A 16358-nucleotide genomic window follows, 5' to 3' on the forward strand; every position below is an offset into this window, starting at 1 on the left:
GGCCCGCGGAGTTGGGAGGGGCGTCGTTGCCCGGCGCCGCGGGCCGGGCAGGTGCGAGGGCTGGGTCAGCGGAGCGCGGACCGCGGGGCGGGTTCCAGCCGGACCATGGACGCAGGCCCGCCCGACAGCGCGGAAAGGGTGTCGACGACCGTCGTGCACCGCGGATCCCCATGGACGGCGGCCAGGACGCGTTCCTGGTCGGCGGCGTCCTCGAAGCGCCGGATCCAGACGAAGGCGTCCTCGTCGTCGGCCACCGTGAAGACTCCCACCACGTGCATCCCCATTTCCTGGTGCAGCGGGACGACGGTCTCGTCCATGTAGCGCGCCAGTTCCGCGCCGTGACCGGCACGGGCACGTTCCGTCCGTATCTCGTAGAACACGGGTTCCTCTCCTGTGGGTCCTGCTCGTGATTGCGTGTCCTGCGCGGCTGCCGTCAGGACGGGCGTCCGGTACGTGCGGCGGCGAGCTCGTAGACGGCGGGGGACCCCTCCCACGGGGCGGTGCGGACCACGGCCCAGTGGCCTATCAGCCAGCGTCCGTCGGATCTGCGGAGTCCGAGCCGCCAGAGGCCGCGCATCGTGCAGTGGTCGGTGACACCGGGGTCCGCGGGGACGTGGTGGTAGGCGACCATGTGCGCGCTGCACTCGGCCTCGTCGCCCGACAGCCGTACGACCAGGTCGGTTGCCGCGTGGTGGGTGCAGTCGAAGCCCTCCAGGGTCGTGCGGGCGAGCTCGACCAGCTCGTCGGCCGGCACCGTCGTCGGAGGCCTGCCGTAGTAGTGGGTGGAGAGGTCCAGCCGCACCTCGTCGGCGAACAGCCGCCGCAGAGCGGTCCAGTCCCGGTCGTCCTGGGCGTGGGCGAGACTGGCGACGGCATCGGCCACCGCGGTCCGGTTCACCAGGTTCTGAAGCGCGCTCATGCGTCTGTCTCCGTTGTGGGTTGTCCATGCTCCGGCCGTTCGACCAGCGGCAGAATCAGACGGCTCGGGTGGGCCGGTCCGTGGTGGATTCGGTTGACCGCGACGGTCAGGTCGTCCTCGCTGTCGGCCGCGATCGTCCCGCCCGTGTTGGTGTTGCGGTCGTAGCGGGGGAAGTTGCTGCTGGAGACTTCGAGCCGGATGCGGTGCCCGGGCAGGAACACGTTCGCGGTGACTCTCAGGTCGACGGTCAACTCGTAGACCGTTCCCGGTTCCATGGGCTCCGGATTGGTGAGTGAGGTGCGGTAGCGAGCGCGCTGGATGCCCTCGCACAGCAGGATCGCCCTGCCGTCGGGGTGCAGGTCGACGAGCTTGCCGGTGAAGTCGGTGTCCGGTGCCGAGGAGGAGACGTGTAGGACCAGCGTGACGTGGCCGGTGACCTCGACGCTGTGTTTGAGGACGGGAGTGGTGAAGCACAGGACGTCCTCGCGCGTTTCGACGGCCGCCTGGTCGGCCGGTCCGGGGAAGGCACCGGAGGCGGCGGCGAGCACGGTGCCACCCAGGCTCGGGACCGGGCGACGCGGGTCGTAGAGGAACGTATCCGCCGCCTCCATCGACACGGCGTCGCGCGTCAGGACGCCGTCGCCACCAGCGGTGTTGGCGCGGCCGCCCCCGGCCAGGAAGAAGTCGGTGTGACGGGTGTCGGGCAGTGGCCAGTCCACCTCGTCACGCCACCGGTCGACGCCCATGACGAAGATCCGGACCCGGTGGATGTCGTCGGGGTTGTCCGTGAGGCCGCGGACCCAGCGGTCGAAGAACCGCAGGTGCGCGCCGGTGACGTCGGCGGCCTTGATGCTGCTGTGAAGTCCGAACGACCGGTCGGGGAAGGTGCCGAGGTCTGCGCCGTCGGAGTGGCACCAGGGGCCGATGACCAGCCGTTGACCGTCGCGGGCCGCGGCGCTGCCACCGTGGCGGCGCATCGTCGTGTAGGACCGGACGGTTTCGCCTATGAAAACGTCGTACCAGCCCCCTACATGGAGCGCGGGGACGGTGATGTCGCCGCAGTCGTCGATCGAGGCGACCTCCTGCCAGAACGTATCCCGCTCCGGGTGGTCCAGCACCTGGCCGGCCCAGGGCAGGTGGCGGGTGACCACGCCGCGGTCGGCGACCGGCAGTGGGTCGTGCAGCAATCGCGGGTCGGACAGGCCGGACAGAAGTGCGTGGGCGTCGCCCGGGTCGCCGTGTCCGTCGGCGAGGCCGCGGCGGAGGTTACGCAGGGCCGAGAGCGTGCCCCAGGTCAGGACGGCGTCCTGTGACACCGCTCCGCCCGGCGAGTACCACGGTGCCGCGTACGGGTCGGCGGAGGTCATCACGGGCGCGATCGCGCGCAGTGCCGGTGTCTCGTGCACGGCCGCCTGCCACTGCGCGAATCCCATGTAGGACCCGCCCCACATGCCGACCGCGCCGTCGCACCACGGCTGTCCGGCCAGCCACGTGAGGGTGTCGGCACCGTCACGGCCCTCGTTGGCGTGGGGCACGAACGCTCCGGGGGAACGGGAGGTCCCGCGGACGTCCTGGGCCACCACCGCGTAACCGGCGTCCACGAAGGCGAACACGTCCGGAAGCTTCGGATTGCCGTACGTTCCGGCGTCGTCCTTGCCATAGGGGGTGCGGACCAGGAGCACGGGGAACGGTCCCGGCCCTTCGGGCCGCCACACGTTGGTGGCGAGTGCGATGCCGTCGCGCATCGGCACCAACACGTCCACGTCGACGACGAACGTCATGCGTTCACCCGGTTCCTGCCGGGAAGGTGCGGCCGCTGGGTGATCATCCAGTGCGTGAACGCGACGTAGTTCTGCGCGAACTCCTGCGGCGTGGGCGCGTGTTCCACCGCCGCGGACAGTCGCGCGACGTGGGCGTACCGCGGGATCTGGCCGGCCTGGTAGGCGGCCAGCGCGGCGGGTATGTCGCCGGTGGGAGTGAGCAGGCGGCCGAGCAGGGCGGCGTCCTCGATGCCCAGCGTCGCGCCGGCGGTGATGTGCGGAGACATCGCGTGGGCCGCGTCCCCGGCCAGGGCGACCCGCCCGGAGACCCAGTGGGGGAGGGGTGGCACGAGCATGACCTGGTTGCGCAGGATGAGTTCGTCGGGCGTCGCGGCGATCAGCCGGGCCAGGATCCCGTCCCGCCCTTCGTTCTCCAGATGGACGGCCCGTTCCATGACCTGCTGCTTCCGGGTCCCCGTCAGCGGGGGCGAGTCGAATTGGTTCAGCAGCCAGTAGACGCCCCCGTCGTAGGTACGTACGTAGCCGCCGCGGCAGCCGTGGGTGCCCAGGATCAGCCGGTCCTCGGGCACCGTGATGCCGGTGGCCGGGATGACAGCGCGCCAGGCGTGGTGGCCGGGGTGTTCGCGCGCCGGAGTGCCGGGGACCAACTGCGCGCGCACCGCCGAGTACGCCCCGTCCGCCCCGACGAGCACGTCGGCGTCCTCGCTGCTGCCGTCGGACAGGTGGACCGTGACATGGTCCGTGTGCTCCTCGTACGCAGTGAATCCGGTGGCCAGGCGGATGTTGTCCCGCTCCACGGCGTCGGCGAGCAGGTCGTTCAGCTTGGCCCGGTGCACCAGCAGGTACTGATGGTCCTCGGGACCGAACCCCGGGGTGTCGAGCAGTCTTCCGGCTGGATCGTGGAAGTACATCTCAGTGGGTGCGCCGATGCAGCGCACCTCCTCGCCGACGGCGAGATCGTCGAAGGCCGCAAGTGCGTTCGCCCAGAGCCCCAGCGAGGCCCCTTCGGTGCGGATCTCCGGCGCGCGCTCACAGATCACCACCTCGAACCCGGCATGGCGTAACGCGAGCCCGGTTGTCAGGCCCACGATTCCGGCACCGATCACGACGGCGCGCGTCACAGTCCGTCTCCGGTCGCGTCAGCACCACGGTCACCGCGGGCGCCCAGGTCACGGGTCCCGCTGTCGCGTGGCGGGCGGATGCGGATGTCCACTGCGGCCTCCTTCATGTCGTCGAGTGGGTTCGACGTTAGAAAATGCCGCCGATTCACACCAGTGCAATCTTGGTAGACAGTCATTTCGCAAGTGATAATCCGGGGATGGACTACGTCGATCTGAACCTCATCGAGGCGTTGGACGCGCTGCTCGCCGAGAACAGCGTGACGAAGGCGGCGGCACGCCTGCACACCTCAGCACCTGCGATGAGCCGCGCCCTGGCCCGATTGCGCCGCGCCTTCGACGACCCGCTCCTCGTGCGGGCCGGACGCGACCTCGTGCCCACACCCCGGGCCCTGGAACTGCGCGGAGAGGTGCACGCGGTCGCCACCCGGGCGCGAGCGTTGTTCGCACCGTCGAGCACCGCCGATCCCCGAACCGCTGTGCGCACGTTCGACCTGCAGGTCGACGACATGCTGTCCACGACCTTCATCCCGTCCCTCATCGACGATCTGCGGGTCCAGGCGCCTGGCATCTCCCTGCGGTTGCGGCCGGAGAACCTTGAGGACGCCCCGGCCCTGCGTGAAGGACTGGTGGATCTGGAGATCGGGATCGTGCGTCCCGGCGACCCGGAGATCCGCTCGGAGACACTTCTCATGGAGACGCTGATCGGCGTTGTGCGGCCGGATCACCCACTGGCGAGGATGAAAACCGTTACCCCGCGGCGGTTCGCCGCCACCGACCACATTGTCGTGTCGCGACGGGGCCGGGCCCACGGCCCAATCGACGAGCGGCTCGCCGAACTGGGCCTGAGCCGACGCGTGGTGGCCGTGGTCCCCGGCGTCGCGACCGCGCTGTTCCTGGCCCGCGAAACCGACGTCGTCAGCGTCGCCCCGGCGGGGCTCGGACGACCGATGCTGAACACACTTGGGCTGCGTGCGTTCCCGATTCCCCTGGTGCTGCCGCCCCTGACCGTCGGCATGGCGTGGCACCCACGCAACCATCACGACCGCACGCATCAACTGCTGCGCGAACGGATCCGCCACATCATGACCACCGCCGTCGACACAGCCGCGCAGGCCTCAACGGAGCGGGAGAGCGGTGCCCACAGACCCGTACAGTGATCCACCACCCATGGATTCGGAAGAGATGATGCCTGGGCGGAACATCGAGTTCGGCAAGTACGGCGCCCGCGTGCTCAAGCGCCGCGAAGCCGTCGCCCGGCAGCTGGACGCCCTCGCGGCGGCCACATCGCCACCCCCGTCACCGCCCGTCGAGGCCTGCAAGCGCGCCTGCGCTACTTCACCCGCACCGACCACGCCTGCAACGCGGCCTGCCAGGCCGGACTGACCGTCACCGACCGCACTCTGCGCTCTTGGTAGGTCGGCACCCGCACACCCTCCAAGAAGAACCTTGACCGCATCGAGCAGGCCTACCGCACCGTGCGGCGGGAGACCATCGCCCGCTACCTCGCCGCCCGCCTCAACAGGGAGGGCCGTGGCACCACGGGGCAATCCGCCCGATCGACCAGTCCTAGGTCGACCGGCCCCGCCAGCGCGCCGTGGAGTTCTGCTTGATGAACGTGCGCCGCTGGGACCGCATCGGGTGGGTTCAGGGGGGTGTGAGGGTGTCGAGCCGGGCGGCGAGGTCGGGGTGAGCGGCGGTCAGGTGGGGGCGGGTGGCGGTCAGGGGGGCGATGAGGTCGGCGGGGTCGTCGTGGGCGAGGGCCGCGTGGAGCTTGTTGAGCGGGCGGCGCGCGGCGGCGGGGAGGTCGGTGAGGGCGGTGATCTGTCCGGCGAGGCGACGTAGGTCGGCGGCGTTGGTACGGGCCCAGGTGGTTGTGGTGCGGTCGGCGGCCCGGGCCTGGCGGGTGGCTGTCACGCGTTGCTCGCCGGTGGTCCCGGCGGGGCCGGGGCGGCCGCGCAGATAGCGGCGTTCGGCGGCCTGGCGGCTGGCGACGCCGAGGGGATGGGCGAGGTCGGCCCAGCTGGCGCCCGCGTCGCGTGCGGTTTCGATCAGGCCGGTCTCCCATCCGGCGAGCTGCTCGCGTACCTGGCGCAGCAGCATCAGGGAGGCCAGTGCCTGCTCCGGCCGGGGACCGGAAGCGTCAGGGGTGTCCGGAGAGTCTTGCTGGGCGTTGTGCAGGGCGTCGTCTATGGCGTGGAGGGCCGCTGCGGCGGCGAGGAACGACGCCGGGTTGTGGGCGTTCGTGCTGGTCGTGGCCGGTTGGTTGGATGTGGTCACGGGCACCTCCCTCGACTTGTCATCACATGGACGACACCGTGTTTGTCATCCATTGGATGACATGTTACAACGGAGTCAGCGAGGCGCATTGGCAGCAACTGCCTGAACCTGCTGGAGGTGTTTTCACGATGTTGATGCGCACTGATCCCTTCCGTGAGCTGGACCGGCTGGCACAGCAGCTGATGGGCCCGGGCACCTGGTCCCGCCCGTCGGCGATGCCGATGGACGCCTACCGCGAGGGCGACGAGTACGTGGTGGCCTTCGACCTTCCCGGCGTCAGCGCCGACGCGCTCGACATCGACGTCGAGCGGAACATGCTCACCGTCAAGGCCGAGCGCCGGCCGGCGGCGAAGGCCGATGACGTGCAGATGGAGCTGTCGGAGCGACCGCTGGGCGTCTTCTCCCGCCAGATCGTGCTCGCCGACACTCTCGACACCGAGAACATCAAGGCCGACTACGACGCGGGCGTGCTCACCCTGCGCATCCCGATCGCCGAGCGCGCCAAGCCCCGCAAGATCTCCATCGGCGTCGGCTCCGGCCGCAACGAGATCTCCGGCTGACACCGGCCGGACGGGTGCGGAGGACGGGCACCTGATCTCCCCCTCCACTCCGCCCTCCGCACTCCGTGGGCCTTCCGAAGAGTAAGAGGTTGGCGGCCGAGATGACTCTGCGGCGCGAAGTGTTCCTCGATCACGTGAAGGAACGCGGCGAGTACGGAACTGCGGAGGAAGCCGAGCGCGCGGCCCGCGTGGTGCTCGCGCTCCTCGGCGCGCATCTGGTCGGCGACGTCCGCGCCCATCTCGCGGCGCGCCTGCCAGAGGGCTACGCCCTGATCCTCCTCAACCCGCTGCAGAGCGCGGAACCGCTTCTCCCGGAGCAGTTCGTCCGGGCGGCTGCCGCCTGGATCGAGGGCGCCACCGAGCAGACCGCGGCCTGGGACGTCAGCGCTGTGCTGTCCACCGTCGCCGACGCAGCCGACGTGGACCTGCTGGAGCAGATCCTGCTCCAGCTTCCCGCCGGCTACGACCTCCTCTTCGGCCGCCCCCAGCCCACCTGACCATGACGGGTGATGCCCACCCCGGCACCATCCCACTCCACGAAAGGCATGCACCGCAGTGATCTCCGACGCGCGCGTACCGCTTGAGCACCAGCAGCCGTACGGAACGGCGTATGAGCAGATGTTGGAGAAGGTCCGCTACGAAGGCGCCTACCCCACCCGCGAGCGGGCCGACGAAGCCGTCCGCCTGGTCCTCGCGGGGCTGGGACGCCAGCTGACCGGCGACGAACGCGTCGATCTCGCCGCCCGTCTGCCCTTGGAGGCCGCCCGCGTTCTCACCGCGCAGATCCCTGACACCCAGCCCCTCACCGGCTGGGCCTTCGTCAAGGACCTCGCCGCCCGGACCGGCGCCTCCCTGGCTACCACTCGCTGGGACACCGGATCCGTCTTCTCCGCCCTCGCTACCTACGCAGGCCCCGACCTCGTCACCCGCATCCTGCGCCAGCTCCCCACTGGCTACGCCCTGCTGTTCGGCCGCGCCGAACTCACCCCCGCCGCGTAGACGGCGAGGCGCGTGCCCGGGGCAGGTGCAACGACCGCCGCGTCGCTGTCCACCCGCCGCCCCGGGCCCGCGAGATGACCGCAGCCGCCTCTCGGCCGCCCATACCGATGTGCTGGCGTGTGCGGTCGAGTGAATCGGGTGCCACGGGTATGCGTACGCCCACCGGTGAGCGCGGCGCGGAGTGGGACCAGGCCCGCGAGGTGCGCACCGCGATCGAGGTGTTCCGGCAGTCGGTCCGTTTAGCCGGAGCCGACGGCAGCCTTCTGCTCGCGGTGGTACTCGAAGGTGTTGCGGGCGACAACCCTGTGGTCGGCCCGGCCATGCCTGGCTGCCTACGAAGGCCCCGTGGCTGTTCGAGGTCGATTATCTCTCTGTCGAGCGCACGGAAATCTGTGTTGGCCGGAGTAGACATTGGGTGGTGGTGTCGTTATGGTTTCTCTCGTAGCCGAGATCGAGGAGGGCCTGGCAGACATGAACTGCCAGGCAGCAGTACGTAGTTGCAGTACCGCAGGACGGTGCGGTGGTGGAGTGCTGAAGCCAGGGTTGTTGCAGGATGGCGACGGGACTGACGACCGGACCGGGTGGCCCGCAGTGATCAGGGGCCGCCGTGAGCAAGACCGCGGTTAACGCAGGTGCAGTACCCGCAAGTGCAGTTCGCAGTACCCAGCAGCGAAGTAGGAGAGCAGCACCTCGGTGAAGGCGTCGGCTGCGGGCGCGCGTGCCGGGAGGTTCGGCAGTGGGGTTCTAAGCCAGAGCAGACGCAGGACGGGCGACGGGGCTGGCTGCCGAAGAGTGGCGCTGTCACAGGCCGCTGAGTAGTTCGTATCACCAGTAGTACGCAATACAGGAGTATGCAGTCCCCCGTTTGGCAAGTAGTTGATCAAGAGGGAAGAACGGAGGAGCCGAGCGCCATCAGGATCGCCCGGGCGGAATGACTGGGCCCGGGTACCGCAGGACATCGATAGTGAGGTGGTCTCCGGTCAGGCAACCGCGATCCCCGCATTGCCCCTCCTCTCCCGGGTGGGCGTGCGGAAACAGAAGGTCGGCGCAGTACCAGGGCCGGCAGATGGTGTAGCAGTTCCTTCGGGGCCTTGGTGCCGTACGGCACCAAGGCCCCTCCACGCGTTCCACAGAGAGGTGAAATGACGGCAGACGACTCGTACGGCCGGCTCGATGACGACGACTACCCCGGCTACACGATGGGCCGGGCCACCGAAATGCTCGGCACCACCCAGGGTTTCCTGCGCGCCGTCGGCGAAGCCCGCCTGATCACCCCGCTGCGCTCGGAGGGCGGACACCGCCGCTACTCCCGCTACCAGCTGCGCATCGCTGCCCGCGCCCGGGAACTCGTGGACCAGGGCACCCCGATCGAGGCCGCCTGCCGCATCGTCATCCTCGAAGACCAGCTCGAAGAAGCCCAGCGCATCAACGCCGAACACCGCCGCGCCGCCGAATCGGCCAAACCAACGACCGCGGCCTGAGCCGGCTCCCCGCCCCAAGAATGTCGCGGCTACCGGCATCATGTTCGAGGCCGGTGCGATCGGCCCGGCCGCCACGTTCCTGCGCGCCTCATGACGCAGATTCCCGGCCCGCAGGCGGAGGTGAGAGGGGTGCTGCTCGATCCGCCCGGCTGGCCGGGCTGCGCTCGAGGGCTGCCGCACTGGCCCTACCTCCAGGCCGTCGACCAGGCGCTCACCGGCCGTGGGATCCCGCCGGGCGCGGTCTGTATCGATCGGGCCGACCGCGCGCACGGCGACACCATGTCCATGGACCTGAGCTGGGACGTCAGCCGCACCAACGGGCCGGGAGGCGTCCAGTTCCACTGGGATGAGGACACCGGCTGGTCATACGCCACGGTCCGCCTCATCCGCGACGGCACGCTCCCACGCCGCCCCCTCACCCCGCTTCACCGGGTGTTCGCGGCACCGGAGGCGGTGGCGGAGATGGCGGAGAGCCTGGTGCGGTCCTGGCGTACGCCGACCGGCGAGTACGGCGTGGAGTGGGACCAGGCCCGCGAGGTGCGCACCGCGATCGAGGTGTTCCGGCAGTCGGTCCGTTAGCCGGAAGTGCTGGTCACAAACTGTGGAACAGGCGCCGTGCATTCATTCCCGCCGCCCGGCGGCCAGCTGCTCCTGGAACTTTCGGGGAAGCGGTTCCTGCCGGGTTGTTGTGGCAACCACCGCTTCGGCCACCTCGCGCAGTTTGGTGTTGCTGTTCTGCGAGACCGCCACCAAGATCTCCCACGGATCGGGCGGCCGCCGGCCATGAACGCGGAACAGGTGCGGCACGCGCGGGCCCTGTTCACCGATGCGGAGAACACGATCACGTCGATTGCGAAGCTGCTCGGCGTCTCCCGTACGAACCTCTACAAGTACGTCCCTGAACTGGCGGCGGGTCGGGACTCTTTGATCGCGCCCGGTGCTGGCCCGGCTCTGCCCGCTCCTCGATGCCCGGCTCTTCGTCCCCGGAGTTCGTCATGCTCCGGGGAGTACGAGCAGTCCCGCTGCACGTATGGCGTTTCTCGGCCGGATGACGAGTCCGGTCGGGCGGGGACCGCGGAGCTCCGGCGCCGCCTGCTCATGCTGTCGGCCCGCTTGTGGTGGCATCCGTTCTGGTCGGGCCCGGGCAGTGCGCCGGCTGCGCGTACGCAGGGACAGATCATCCCCGAGTGACCCGGAACTGATCCGTCAGGCACCGTTAACGGGAGGGAATGGGTCGCCGACATGGGACGCCACGACGACGATGCCGCCGGTCTCGTGGACGAGACCGACGACATCAAGGAGTGGTCCGGCGAGCTCGGCAGTGCCGCTCTCGGCAGTGCTGCTCTCAGCAGTGCCGCAGACCGCGCGCGCTCGGATCGGCGTCGAACGAGGACGGTGTGTTGACCCAGTCCGCCGGGACGTAGCCCCACCCGTCGTAGCCAGGAGCGGTCCAGTCACCCTTGGTGTGGTACCAGGTGGTGTTGCCGCCGCCGTGCAGTCCACCATAGGTCCAGCAGTCGAACCAGCTGAAGGTGGAATAGAGCTGCCCCGTTATGTTCGCTTCGTGGTAGGCGCCCGAGCGCAGAATGGCGGGGGCTCCGTTCCCGCACCACAGCCGGCCGTCGCTCGCCCGAACTCCGCACTCGGCGCTGGCAGCTGCACTGGCCGAAGGGGCGGCGATCACACCGCCCGCCGTCAGGGCGAGGGCTGCCATCCAGAGGGAGAGATACTTCCTGGTCCTGGTCATCCACCTGTCCTTTTCTCACTGGTTTTCGAGTTCGACCGAAAGGTGCCGGGTGCCTGCCCGGCTCTTCCCGCAGGCCCTTCGCAGCACCGTGATGCACTGCTCAGCACTGCGCGACGCCGGGCAGTTGGTTGTCCGGACTGCTCATGTAGATGTTGCTGACATAGCCCCCGTACTGAGGCAGGTAGGCCCACCACTCGTTGGTGTAGGGCGGGACCGAGACGGTCTGCCCTCGCGTCTGGCAGCCGACCAGCACCTCGACCCCGGCGGGGAGCTGGAGGAGCGGGTCGCGGGTGGTGTTGGGCTCGGGGCGGACGTTGACACCGGAGCTCCAGGTGCCGAACCACGTGCCCGCCGGTCGTACGCCACCGGGAACGTTCAGCGAACGGGTCAGCCTGCCCAGGTCGGTGTACGCCTTGCCGTACGAGGTGCCGACGTCGTGCAGGGTGTACACGGCCACGATGGAGCGGTCACCGGAACCCACCGTCCCGGTCGTGTGCAGCGCCGGTTTCGTCAGGTCGACGGACGCTGCCTTGCCGTTGAGGGCCGACGTGGCGGGGCGGCACGTACCTTGCTCGATGCCGCCGAAACCCGACCAGCCCTGTTTCACGGCCCACGGCTTGTTGAAGGCGCCCGCGATACCGAAGTGCTGGTCGAAGTGATCGGTGGCGGAGCAGCGTGTGGACTGCTTCAGATTGCCCATGATCAGTTCGCGGACGCGGGCGGGCGCCGTGTCCAGCAGGTAACGGTAGATCTTCACCGTGTCCGCGGCCGTCAAGGCTGTGTAGCCCCACATGCCGTCCTGGTTGGCCGGCGGCGGGGTCGTGTTGCTGGAGAGGGACAGCTCACGGGCCATCCGGGTGACGATCGAGCCCCCGCCGTTGCGCACCCAGAATTCGCTGGCCGCGTCGTCGTCGCTGCTGCGCAGCATGGAGTTCCACTTGGCCTGGTCACCGGACGGGATCTGGTAGTCCGGGCCGCGGTTCCAGAGGTAGTCCAGCGCGATCAGCAGTTTGACCACGGAGGCCGACCGGAACTGCATGTTCGGGTTCAGCTGCTCGGTGAAGGTGCCGGTCTGCCGGTCGAAGACGGCGACTCCCGCCGTCACACCGGCCGGCACGGTGACACCGGCCGCGTCACGTGGCGCGGACGACGCCGCGTTCGTTGCCGCGGTGGCCGAAGGGCTGAGCAGGGCGGTCATCACGGCCATGACCACGACACACAACACTGCTACGGAACGCCATCTGCTCCATCGGAACATGGCTCAGTACCGCTTCGTACGGTCGAGGACGTTGCCGCCGCACACCGGCGCAGCGCGGGCCATCCGCCCGTCGGGATTGTCGCCGGCGCCGTGGCCTACGGCGGCCGGGTGGGCCGCGTCCGGTGCGATGGGCGACAGGCCGCCAGCCGCCGCGCCGAGCAACCGCAGTGAACGCGAGGTGCGCATGGTGAGTTCCCCGCCTCTGTCGGTGGTGGTCCGGCCGGGTGGGCCGGGCCTGCCGAGAAGACTCACCTGGGCCGCGTTCCGGCGACAATCGGTTTCGGCGTACGCCGAAAGTCCTCGGCGGGAGATTCGATCCGCCACCGGGTGGGTAGGGGGTCCGGCCGTTCCAGCCCTGGCTCTGTTTGACATGTTGCATGCCTACCAGGGGGCGTTGCCGGGCGGGTACCTGACAGATGTCAGGGTGGAAATGCCCGCCCCGGACTGCGATCTCTCGGGTTGGTGTCGGTGGTGGTGAGAGTCGGCGGTGACGTTCTGGGGTGGGGTGTTGCGGGGCTGGTCAGTGGGTGTTTGTGGGTGGGTGGGTCGCTGTCATGGGGTGAGAGATTGATGGGTGGGATCGCTGTCGTGGGGCTTTATCGCATGTCAGTTGATGCTGTCTCAGGTTCGAGAGTTCTTACGCGGTGAGGTGGGCTCGGTCGGTGTGATCGTGGGGTGGATCGAGCGGTAGGGGCCGGCCGTGGGGCTGTGCTGTCCAGAGGGCTGGTGGTGCGTCGTCTGCTGGAGCGGCAGCAGGCGGGGGAGTTGGCCACACGGCATGTGCGTGCGGTCGCTGAGACGGTGGGTGTTTCGGAGCGCACGGTGTGGCGCTGGCTGGAGCAGGCGAAGACGACCGGGCGTGTGGAGGCGCCGGTCCGGCAGGGGTATGCGGTGTCGGACGAGGTGTGGGAGCTGCTGGGCGAGGCGGGGGGCAATGTCTCGGAGCTGAGGCGTCGGCTGGTGGCTGCCGGCGGTGAGGTGCCCATTCCGTCGATGGCGACGTTGAGCCGGGTGATCCGCAGGGACCGTCGGGCGGGCCGGGCTTTGCTGACCGGGCGGGAGTGTGAGGTCTCATCGATGTTGCGGTAGCCGGACGGCTGTGACCTGCGGTCCCGCAGATGTACTGAGACAGCCTTGAGGGGCGGTTCGGGGGAGGGGAGCACGCCTGAACTGCGATCCTGCAAGTCGATTGAGACTGCCGCAGATGTTGTGAGAATGCCTATGAGCCCGGATGGCCGTCGAGATGGGAACCAGGTGGCACTGAAGCAGGTGGTCTTGCCGTCGTTGGGATCGAATGCGGTCCGGCCGGTGCTGTTCGGCGCGGGGTGCAGGGTCTCAAGGGTCTGGGATCGGGGAAAACGGGCCAGGGCGCCCCAGCAGTCCAGCACCTGCAGTGTGGTTCTCCCTGATGTGGGGCTGTCCCAGTCTAGACGCCGTTGGCGAATTGGGGCCCTGTGCGTGACGTCGGCCTACACGACCTGGTTGTGGTCGTGTAGGCCGACGTTGTGTCTGGGGAGGGCGCGTCCGTGTCGTTGCATGTTCAGGAGCCGGGTGAGGTGCCGGCCGAGACGGTCCGGGTGGCGCGGAAGGCGTTCCCGAAGGGCAGTCTGGCGATCCGGGTCCGTGATGAGTTGGGCGTGTTGTTCCGGGACGAGGCGTTCTCCGGGTTGTTCCCGGCCCGGGGCAAGCCTGCATGGTCGCCGGGCCGGCTGGCGCTGGTGCTTGTGCTGCAGTTCGTCGAGGGCCTGTCGGACCGGCAGGCCGCGGAGGCCGTGCGGGCTCGCATTGATTGGAAATATGCCCTCGGGCTGGAGCTCGGCGATGCGGGATTCGACTACTCGGTCCTCTCGGAGTTCCGGGACCGCCTGGTCGCTGCCGAGGCAGGACGGGAGTTGCTCAACGCGGTGCTCAAGGCAGCCGGTGTGCGGGGGCTGCTGAAGACCGGCGGGAAGGCTCGCACCGACTCCACGCACGTGCTTTCCTCGGCACGGGAGTTGTGCTGGCTGGAGCAGATCGGGGAGACCCTGCGTGCCGCCTTGAACGCGGTGGCCCACGCGGCGCCGGACTGGATGGAGGTGATCGCCTTGCCCGACTGGTTCAAGCACTACGCCACCAGGCTGGAGGACAGCCGGTTTCCCAAGAGCCGCAGCGGCCGGGACGCAATCGGACTGCGGATCGGGGGTGACGGTATGCACCTGCTTCAGGCCGTGCACGGGGCGGGGGCGCCACCTCATCTGCGGGAACTTCCTGCGGTGGGAATCTTGCGGCAGGTCTGGGTTCAGCACTTCCAGCTTGTCGACGGGGAGGTGCAAAGGCGTGGCCCAAAAGACCGTCCACCAGGCGCGAAGCGGCTGGTCACACCGTATGACCCGGACGCGCGCTGCGGCGTCAAGCGCGACACCATGTGGGACGGCTACAAGGTCCATCTGACCGAGACGTGCGAGACGGGGGCGCCGAACCTGCTCACCCACGTCGCCACCACCGTCGCCACCGTCCCGGACATCGCGATGACCACCGTCATCCATGCCCAGCTCGCCGAACGGGAGCGGCTGCCGACCGAGCATTTCCTTGACGCCGGTTATGTCGACGGACCCACGCTGGTGGCTACCCGCCGTGATCTGGGCGTCGAGGTGGTTGGACCGATGCCCTCCAACACCAGCAGCCAGGCCGACTCGCACAGCGGCTCCTACTCCCTGGACGCGTTCTCCATCGACTGGGACAACAAGACCGTGACCTGCCCGGGCGGCAGCACCACGAGCGGGTGGAAGAACCGAATCCACAAGGGCAACCCGAGCATCCGCATCTGGTTCTCCAGGAACGACTGCCAGCCGTGTCCAGTCCGCAGTGCCTGCATCAGCTCTCCCACAGCCAAACGCCGCGAGCTTGAATTCCGTCACCAGGACGAGCACGACGCGATCAGAGCAGCCCGAGCCACCCAGCAGACTCCCGAATGGAAGCAGCGATACAAGACCCGCGCCGGCGTCGAGGGCACCATCTCCCAAGGCGTCCTTGCCTTCGGCCTGCGCAGATCCCGCTACCGCGGGCTGGGCAAGACAAGCCTCCAGCACCAACTCACCGGAGCAGCGATCAACCTCGCCCGCATCGATGCCTGGCTCACGCACAGACCCCGAGCCCGAACCCGGACCTCCCACCTGACGGCACTTCGACCCGCCGGATAGACCGGCGGGCCGAATTAGCCAACGGCGTCCCAGTCTACGGTGTCCCACGGGTCTGGCCATGGCGTAGCGTGGCCAGACCACACGACATCTTCCGGGCGACCGTGGACCTACGGGTGTCCGGTGCGAGACAGGTGCAGCAAACCGGCGCTCGCTGTACCGCCACGAAGTACTCCACCTTGCCGCCTCGACAGACGAGCTGCCGCCGGTGCCAACGGCCCATCCGGCAGCGTCTTCAGGAGAGGCTGTTCGACCAATGCCCCATCGCAGAACGGAACATGTCCACGCCCTCCCGCAAGCCCGGTGGTGCTGCGTTGCCGAACGCACCGACACCCGTATGCCTCAACGTTCCGCTCTCTGCAACTTCACGTTCGAATCGGCTGTGGCCTGACGCCATGGGGGGCGAACACACCACACACGTCGAGCTAGAGCGACAAACCATGCCGTGCTGATGCGGCGGGTTGGCAGTCAAATTTCCGACAGGAAGTTGTCGTCGGTCAGCCGCCAAGTCACGCCGGACGCGTCGGTGAAGACGGTGGTGACGGCGATCTCCTCGACGCGGTCCATCGAGGAGTCCTTGGAGGCGAACTGGTAGGCCTGCCGCGGGCCGATGCCACACGGTGCATCGACGATTCGGTGATCCGGTACACGGGTCGCCTGAACCTGATCCGCAGTGAGATCACCGAACTCGACGTCGACATCGGTGATGGGGCGGTCGCTGCCGTTGCTCACGACGGCCTGGAGATAGCAGCCGTCGGCTGCGTCCGGCCCGTCGGGGCCGATCACCAGCCGGGTGCGCAGCGTGACCTGGCGGGCCTGAGCGGAGCGCCGGTCTTGTGCCGCAACTACGAGCGCATCACGCTCCGCCTGCAGATTCACCAGCTGCTCGCCGATGAAAACGCGCTGCTCGTCCAGCTGTTGGCGCTGGCTGCGCAGTGTGATGAAGGTGAAGGCCGCCGCGGCTGCAGCGAATATGGCGCCGGCCCAGGTGGGCGCGTCACCCCAGTTGATCGATTCCAAGCTCATGGCAGGGGACTGT

19 protein-coding genes and 1 pseudogene are annotated in these 16358 nt (G+C 68.8%); 10 read left to right on the forward strand and 10 right to left on the reverse strand.

Annotated features, from left to right (window positions below; translation table 11 throughout):
- Window positions 1-65 precede the first annotated feature (65 nt).
- The 4 genes from ACN20J_RS49655 to ACN20J_RS49670 are packed head-to-tail and all read right to left on the reverse strand — an operon-like array spanning window position 66 to window position 3821.
- A complete protein-coding gene (locus tag ACN20J_RS49655; protein ID WP_055614498.1) occupies window positions 66-380 on the reverse strand; it encodes an NIPSNAP family protein in 315 nt (104 codons plus the stop codon).
- 53 nt (window positions 381-433) lie between these two features.
- On the reverse strand, window positions 434-919 hold the full coding sequence (locus ACN20J_RS49660) for a nuclear transport factor 2 family protein (RefSeq protein WP_055614499.1): 486 nt from the start codon (window positions 917-919) through the stop codon (window positions 434-436).
- Window positions 916-2700 (reverse strand): CocE/NonD family hydrolase, encoded by a 1785-nt coding sequence (locus ACN20J_RS49665; protein ID WP_419668755.1) that lies wholly within the window; start codon window positions 2698-2700, stop codon window positions 916-918. Before ACN20J_RS49665 ends, ACN20J_RS49660 begins: the two co-directional genes overlap by 4 nt.
- Window positions 2697-3821, reverse strand: a complete 1125-nt coding sequence (locus ACN20J_RS49670; RefSeq protein WP_419668756.1) for an FAD-dependent oxidoreductase — start codon at window positions 3819-3821, stop codon at window positions 2697-2699. The genes ACN20J_RS49665 and ACN20J_RS49670 overlap by 4 nt, the downstream gene beginning before the upstream one ends.
- 197 nt (window positions 3822-4018) lie before the next feature.
- Between ACN20J_RS49670 and ACN20J_RS49675 the strand changes: the two genes are divergently transcribed.
- Together ACN20J_RS49675 and ACN20J_RS49680 are read left to right on the forward strand one after the other, a co-directional pair.
- Window positions 4019-4978: a LysR family transcriptional regulator gene (locus tag ACN20J_RS49675; RefSeq protein ID WP_419668757.1), complete on the forward strand. Its 960-nt coding sequence runs from the start codon at window positions 4019-4021 to the stop codon at window positions 4976-4978.
- Between the two features lie 28 nt (window positions 4979-5006).
- Window positions 5007-5472: pseudogene (locus tag ACN20J_RS49680) on the forward strand (transcriptional regulator); the annotation flags it as partial.
- Here ACN20J_RS49680 and ACN20J_RS49685 read toward each other — a convergent pair.
- On the reverse strand, window positions 5466-6098 hold the full coding sequence (locus ACN20J_RS49685; protein WP_189845661.1) for a type III effector protein: 633 nt from the start codon (window positions 6096-6098) through the stop codon (window positions 5466-5468). The pseudogene ACN20J_RS49680 and the gene ACN20J_RS49685 overlap by 7 nt on opposite strands.
- 128 nt (window positions 6099-6226) lie before the next feature.
- Here ACN20J_RS49685 and ACN20J_RS49690 point away from each other — a divergent pair, with 128 nt between their 5' ends.
- The 5 genes from ACN20J_RS49690 (at window position 6227) to ACN20J_RS49710 (ending at window position 9717) form a co-directional block, all read left to right on the forward strand.
- Window positions 6227-6658, forward strand: a complete 432-nt coding sequence (locus ACN20J_RS49690) for an Hsp20/alpha crystallin family protein (RefSeq protein WP_055617435.1) — start codon at window positions 6227-6229, stop codon at window positions 6656-6658.
- Between the two features lie 101 nt (window positions 6659-6759).
- A complete protein-coding gene (locus ACN20J_RS49695; RefSeq protein WP_055617438.1) occupies window positions 6760-7155 on the forward strand; it encodes a DUF2267 domain-containing protein in 396 nt (131 codons plus the stop codon).
- Window positions 7156-7213: 58 nt separating this feature from the next.
- Entirely contained in the window at window positions 7214-7657 is a 444-nt protein-coding gene (locus ACN20J_RS49700; RefSeq protein WP_189845659.1) for a DUF2267 domain-containing protein, read from the forward strand.
- Between the two features lie 1142 nt (window positions 7658-8799).
- Window positions 8800-9138 (forward strand): MerR family transcriptional regulator, encoded by a 339-nt coding sequence (locus tag ACN20J_RS49705; protein WP_419668758.1) that lies wholly within the window; start codon window positions 8800-8802, stop codon window positions 9136-9138.
- Between the two features lie 90 nt (window positions 9139-9228).
- Window positions 9229-9717: a DUF6292 family protein gene (locus ACN20J_RS49710; protein ID WP_189845657.1), complete on the forward strand. Its 489-nt coding sequence runs from the start codon at window positions 9229-9231 to the stop codon at window positions 9715-9717.
- A 42-nt stretch (window positions 9718-9759) separates the two neighbouring features.
- Here the strand turns inward: ACN20J_RS49710 and ACN20J_RS49715 are convergent, their stop codons facing one another.
- Window positions 9760-9945 (reverse strand): ANTAR domain-containing protein, encoded by a 186-nt coding sequence (locus tag ACN20J_RS49715; protein WP_189845684.1) that lies wholly within the window; start codon window positions 9943-9945, stop codon window positions 9760-9762.
- On the opposite strand from ACN20J_RS49715, the gene ACN20J_RS49720 reads away from it, so the two are divergent.
- Window positions 9922-10329, forward strand: a complete 408-nt coding sequence (locus tag ACN20J_RS49720) for a hypothetical protein (RefSeq protein ID WP_190232413.1) — start codon at window positions 9922-9924, stop codon at window positions 10327-10329. The two genes, ACN20J_RS49715 and ACN20J_RS49720, sit on opposite strands and share 24 nt — an antisense overlap.
- Before the next feature lie 154 nt (window positions 10330-10483).
- Here ACN20J_RS49720 and ACN20J_RS49725 read toward each other — a convergent pair whose 3' ends face one another.
- The 3 genes from ACN20J_RS49725 to ACN20J_RS49735 all read right to left on the reverse strand — a co-directional run bounded on the left by ACN20J_RS49725 (window position 10484) and on the right by ACN20J_RS49735 (window position 12329).
- Complete coding sequence (locus ACN20J_RS49725; protein ID WP_225890818.1) at window positions 10484-10885, reverse strand: hypothetical protein; 402 nt, start codon at window positions 10883-10885, stop codon at window positions 10484-10486.
- A gap of 100 nt (window positions 10886-10985) precedes the next feature.
- Window positions 10986-12092 (reverse strand): hypothetical protein, encoded by a 1107-nt coding sequence (locus tag ACN20J_RS49730; RefSeq protein ID WP_419668759.1) that lies wholly within the window; start codon window positions 12090-12092, stop codon window positions 10986-10988.
- 54 nt (window positions 12093-12146) lie between these two features.
- A complete protein-coding gene (locus ACN20J_RS49735) occupies window positions 12147-12329 on the reverse strand; it encodes a hypothetical protein (RefSeq protein WP_419668760.1) in 183 nt (60 codons plus the stop codon).
- 522 nt (window positions 12330-12851) lie between these two features.
- Here ACN20J_RS49735 and ACN20J_RS49740 point away from each other — a divergent pair.
- Both ACN20J_RS49740 and ACN20J_RS49745 read left to right on the forward strand, forming a co-directional pair.
- Entirely contained in the window at window positions 12852-13232 is a 381-nt protein-coding gene (locus tag ACN20J_RS49740) for a helix-turn-helix domain-containing protein (protein ID WP_190232349.1), read from the forward strand.
- A gap of 437 nt (window positions 13233-13669) precedes the next feature.
- Complete coding sequence (locus tag ACN20J_RS49745) at window positions 13670-15322, forward strand: IS1182 family transposase (RefSeq protein WP_419665378.1); 1653 nt, start codon at window positions 13670-13672, stop codon at window positions 15320-15322.
- Between the two features lie 465 nt (window positions 15323-15787).
- Here ACN20J_RS49745 and ACN20J_RS49750 read toward each other — a convergent pair whose 3' ends face one another.
- The gene (locus ACN20J_RS49750; protein ID WP_190232350.1) at window positions 15788-16345 is read right to left on the reverse strand and encodes a hypothetical protein; all 558 of its coding nucleotides are present in this window, start codon (window positions 16343-16345) and stop codon (window positions 15788-15790) included.
- Window positions 16346-16358 lie beyond the last annotated feature (13 nt).

The organism is Streptomyces sp. 2-1, from assembly GCF_048564895.1.
In the GTDB taxonomy this organism is placed as follows: domain Bacteria; phylum Actinomycetota; class Actinomycetes; order Streptomycetales; family Streptomycetaceae; genus Streptomyces; species Streptomyces phaeochromogenes.

Bases quoted from the DNA above. Each gene is read 5' to 3' on its own strand.
- ACN20J_RS49660 (WP_055614499.1), bottom strand. From the start codon at position 919: ATGAGCGCGCTTCAGAACCTGGTGAACCGGACCGCGGTGGCCGATGCC.
- ACN20J_RS49690 (WP_055617435.1), top strand. From the start codon at position 6,227: ATGTTGATGCGCACTGATCCCTTCCGTGAGCTGGACCGGCTGGCACAG.
- ACN20J_RS49675 (WP_419668757.1), top strand. From the start codon at position 4,019: ATGGACTACGTCGATCTGAACCTCATCGAGGCGTTGGACGCGCTGCTC.
- ACN20J_RS49665 (WP_419668755.1), bottom strand. From the start codon at position 2,700: ATGACGTTCGTCGTCGACGTGGACGTGTTGGTGCCGATGCGCGACGGC.
- ACN20J_RS49730 (WP_419668759.1), bottom strand. From the start codon at position 12,092: ATGGCCGTGATGACCGCCCTGCTCAGCCCTTCGGCCACCGCGGCAACG.
- ACN20J_RS49705 (WP_419668758.1), top strand. From the start codon at position 8,800: ATGACGGCAGACGACTCGTACGGCCGGCTCGATGACGACGACTACCCC.
- ACN20J_RS49750 (WP_190232350.1), bottom strand. From the start codon at position 16,345: ATGAGCTTGGAATCGATCAACTGGGGTGACGCGCCCACCTGGGCCGGC.
- ACN20J_RS49710 (WP_189845657.1), top strand. From the start codon at position 9,229: ATGACGCAGATTCCCGGCCCGCAGGCGGAGGTGAGAGGGGTGCTGCTC.
- ACN20J_RS49735 (WP_419668760.1), bottom strand. From the start codon at position 12,329: ATGCGCACCTCGCGTTCACTGCGGTTGCTCGGCGCGGCGGCTGGCGGC.
- ACN20J_RS49720 (WP_190232413.1), top strand. From the start codon at position 9,922: ATGAACGCGGAACAGGTGCGGCACGCGCGGGCCCTGTTCACCGATGCG.
- ACN20J_RS49695 (WP_055617438.1), top strand. From the start codon at position 6,760: ATGACTCTGCGGCGCGAAGTGTTCCTCGATCACGTGAAGGAACGCGGC.
- ACN20J_RS49725 (WP_225890818.1), bottom strand. From the start codon at position 10,885: ATGACCAGGACCAGGAAGTATCTCTCCCTCTGGATGGCAGCCCTCGCC.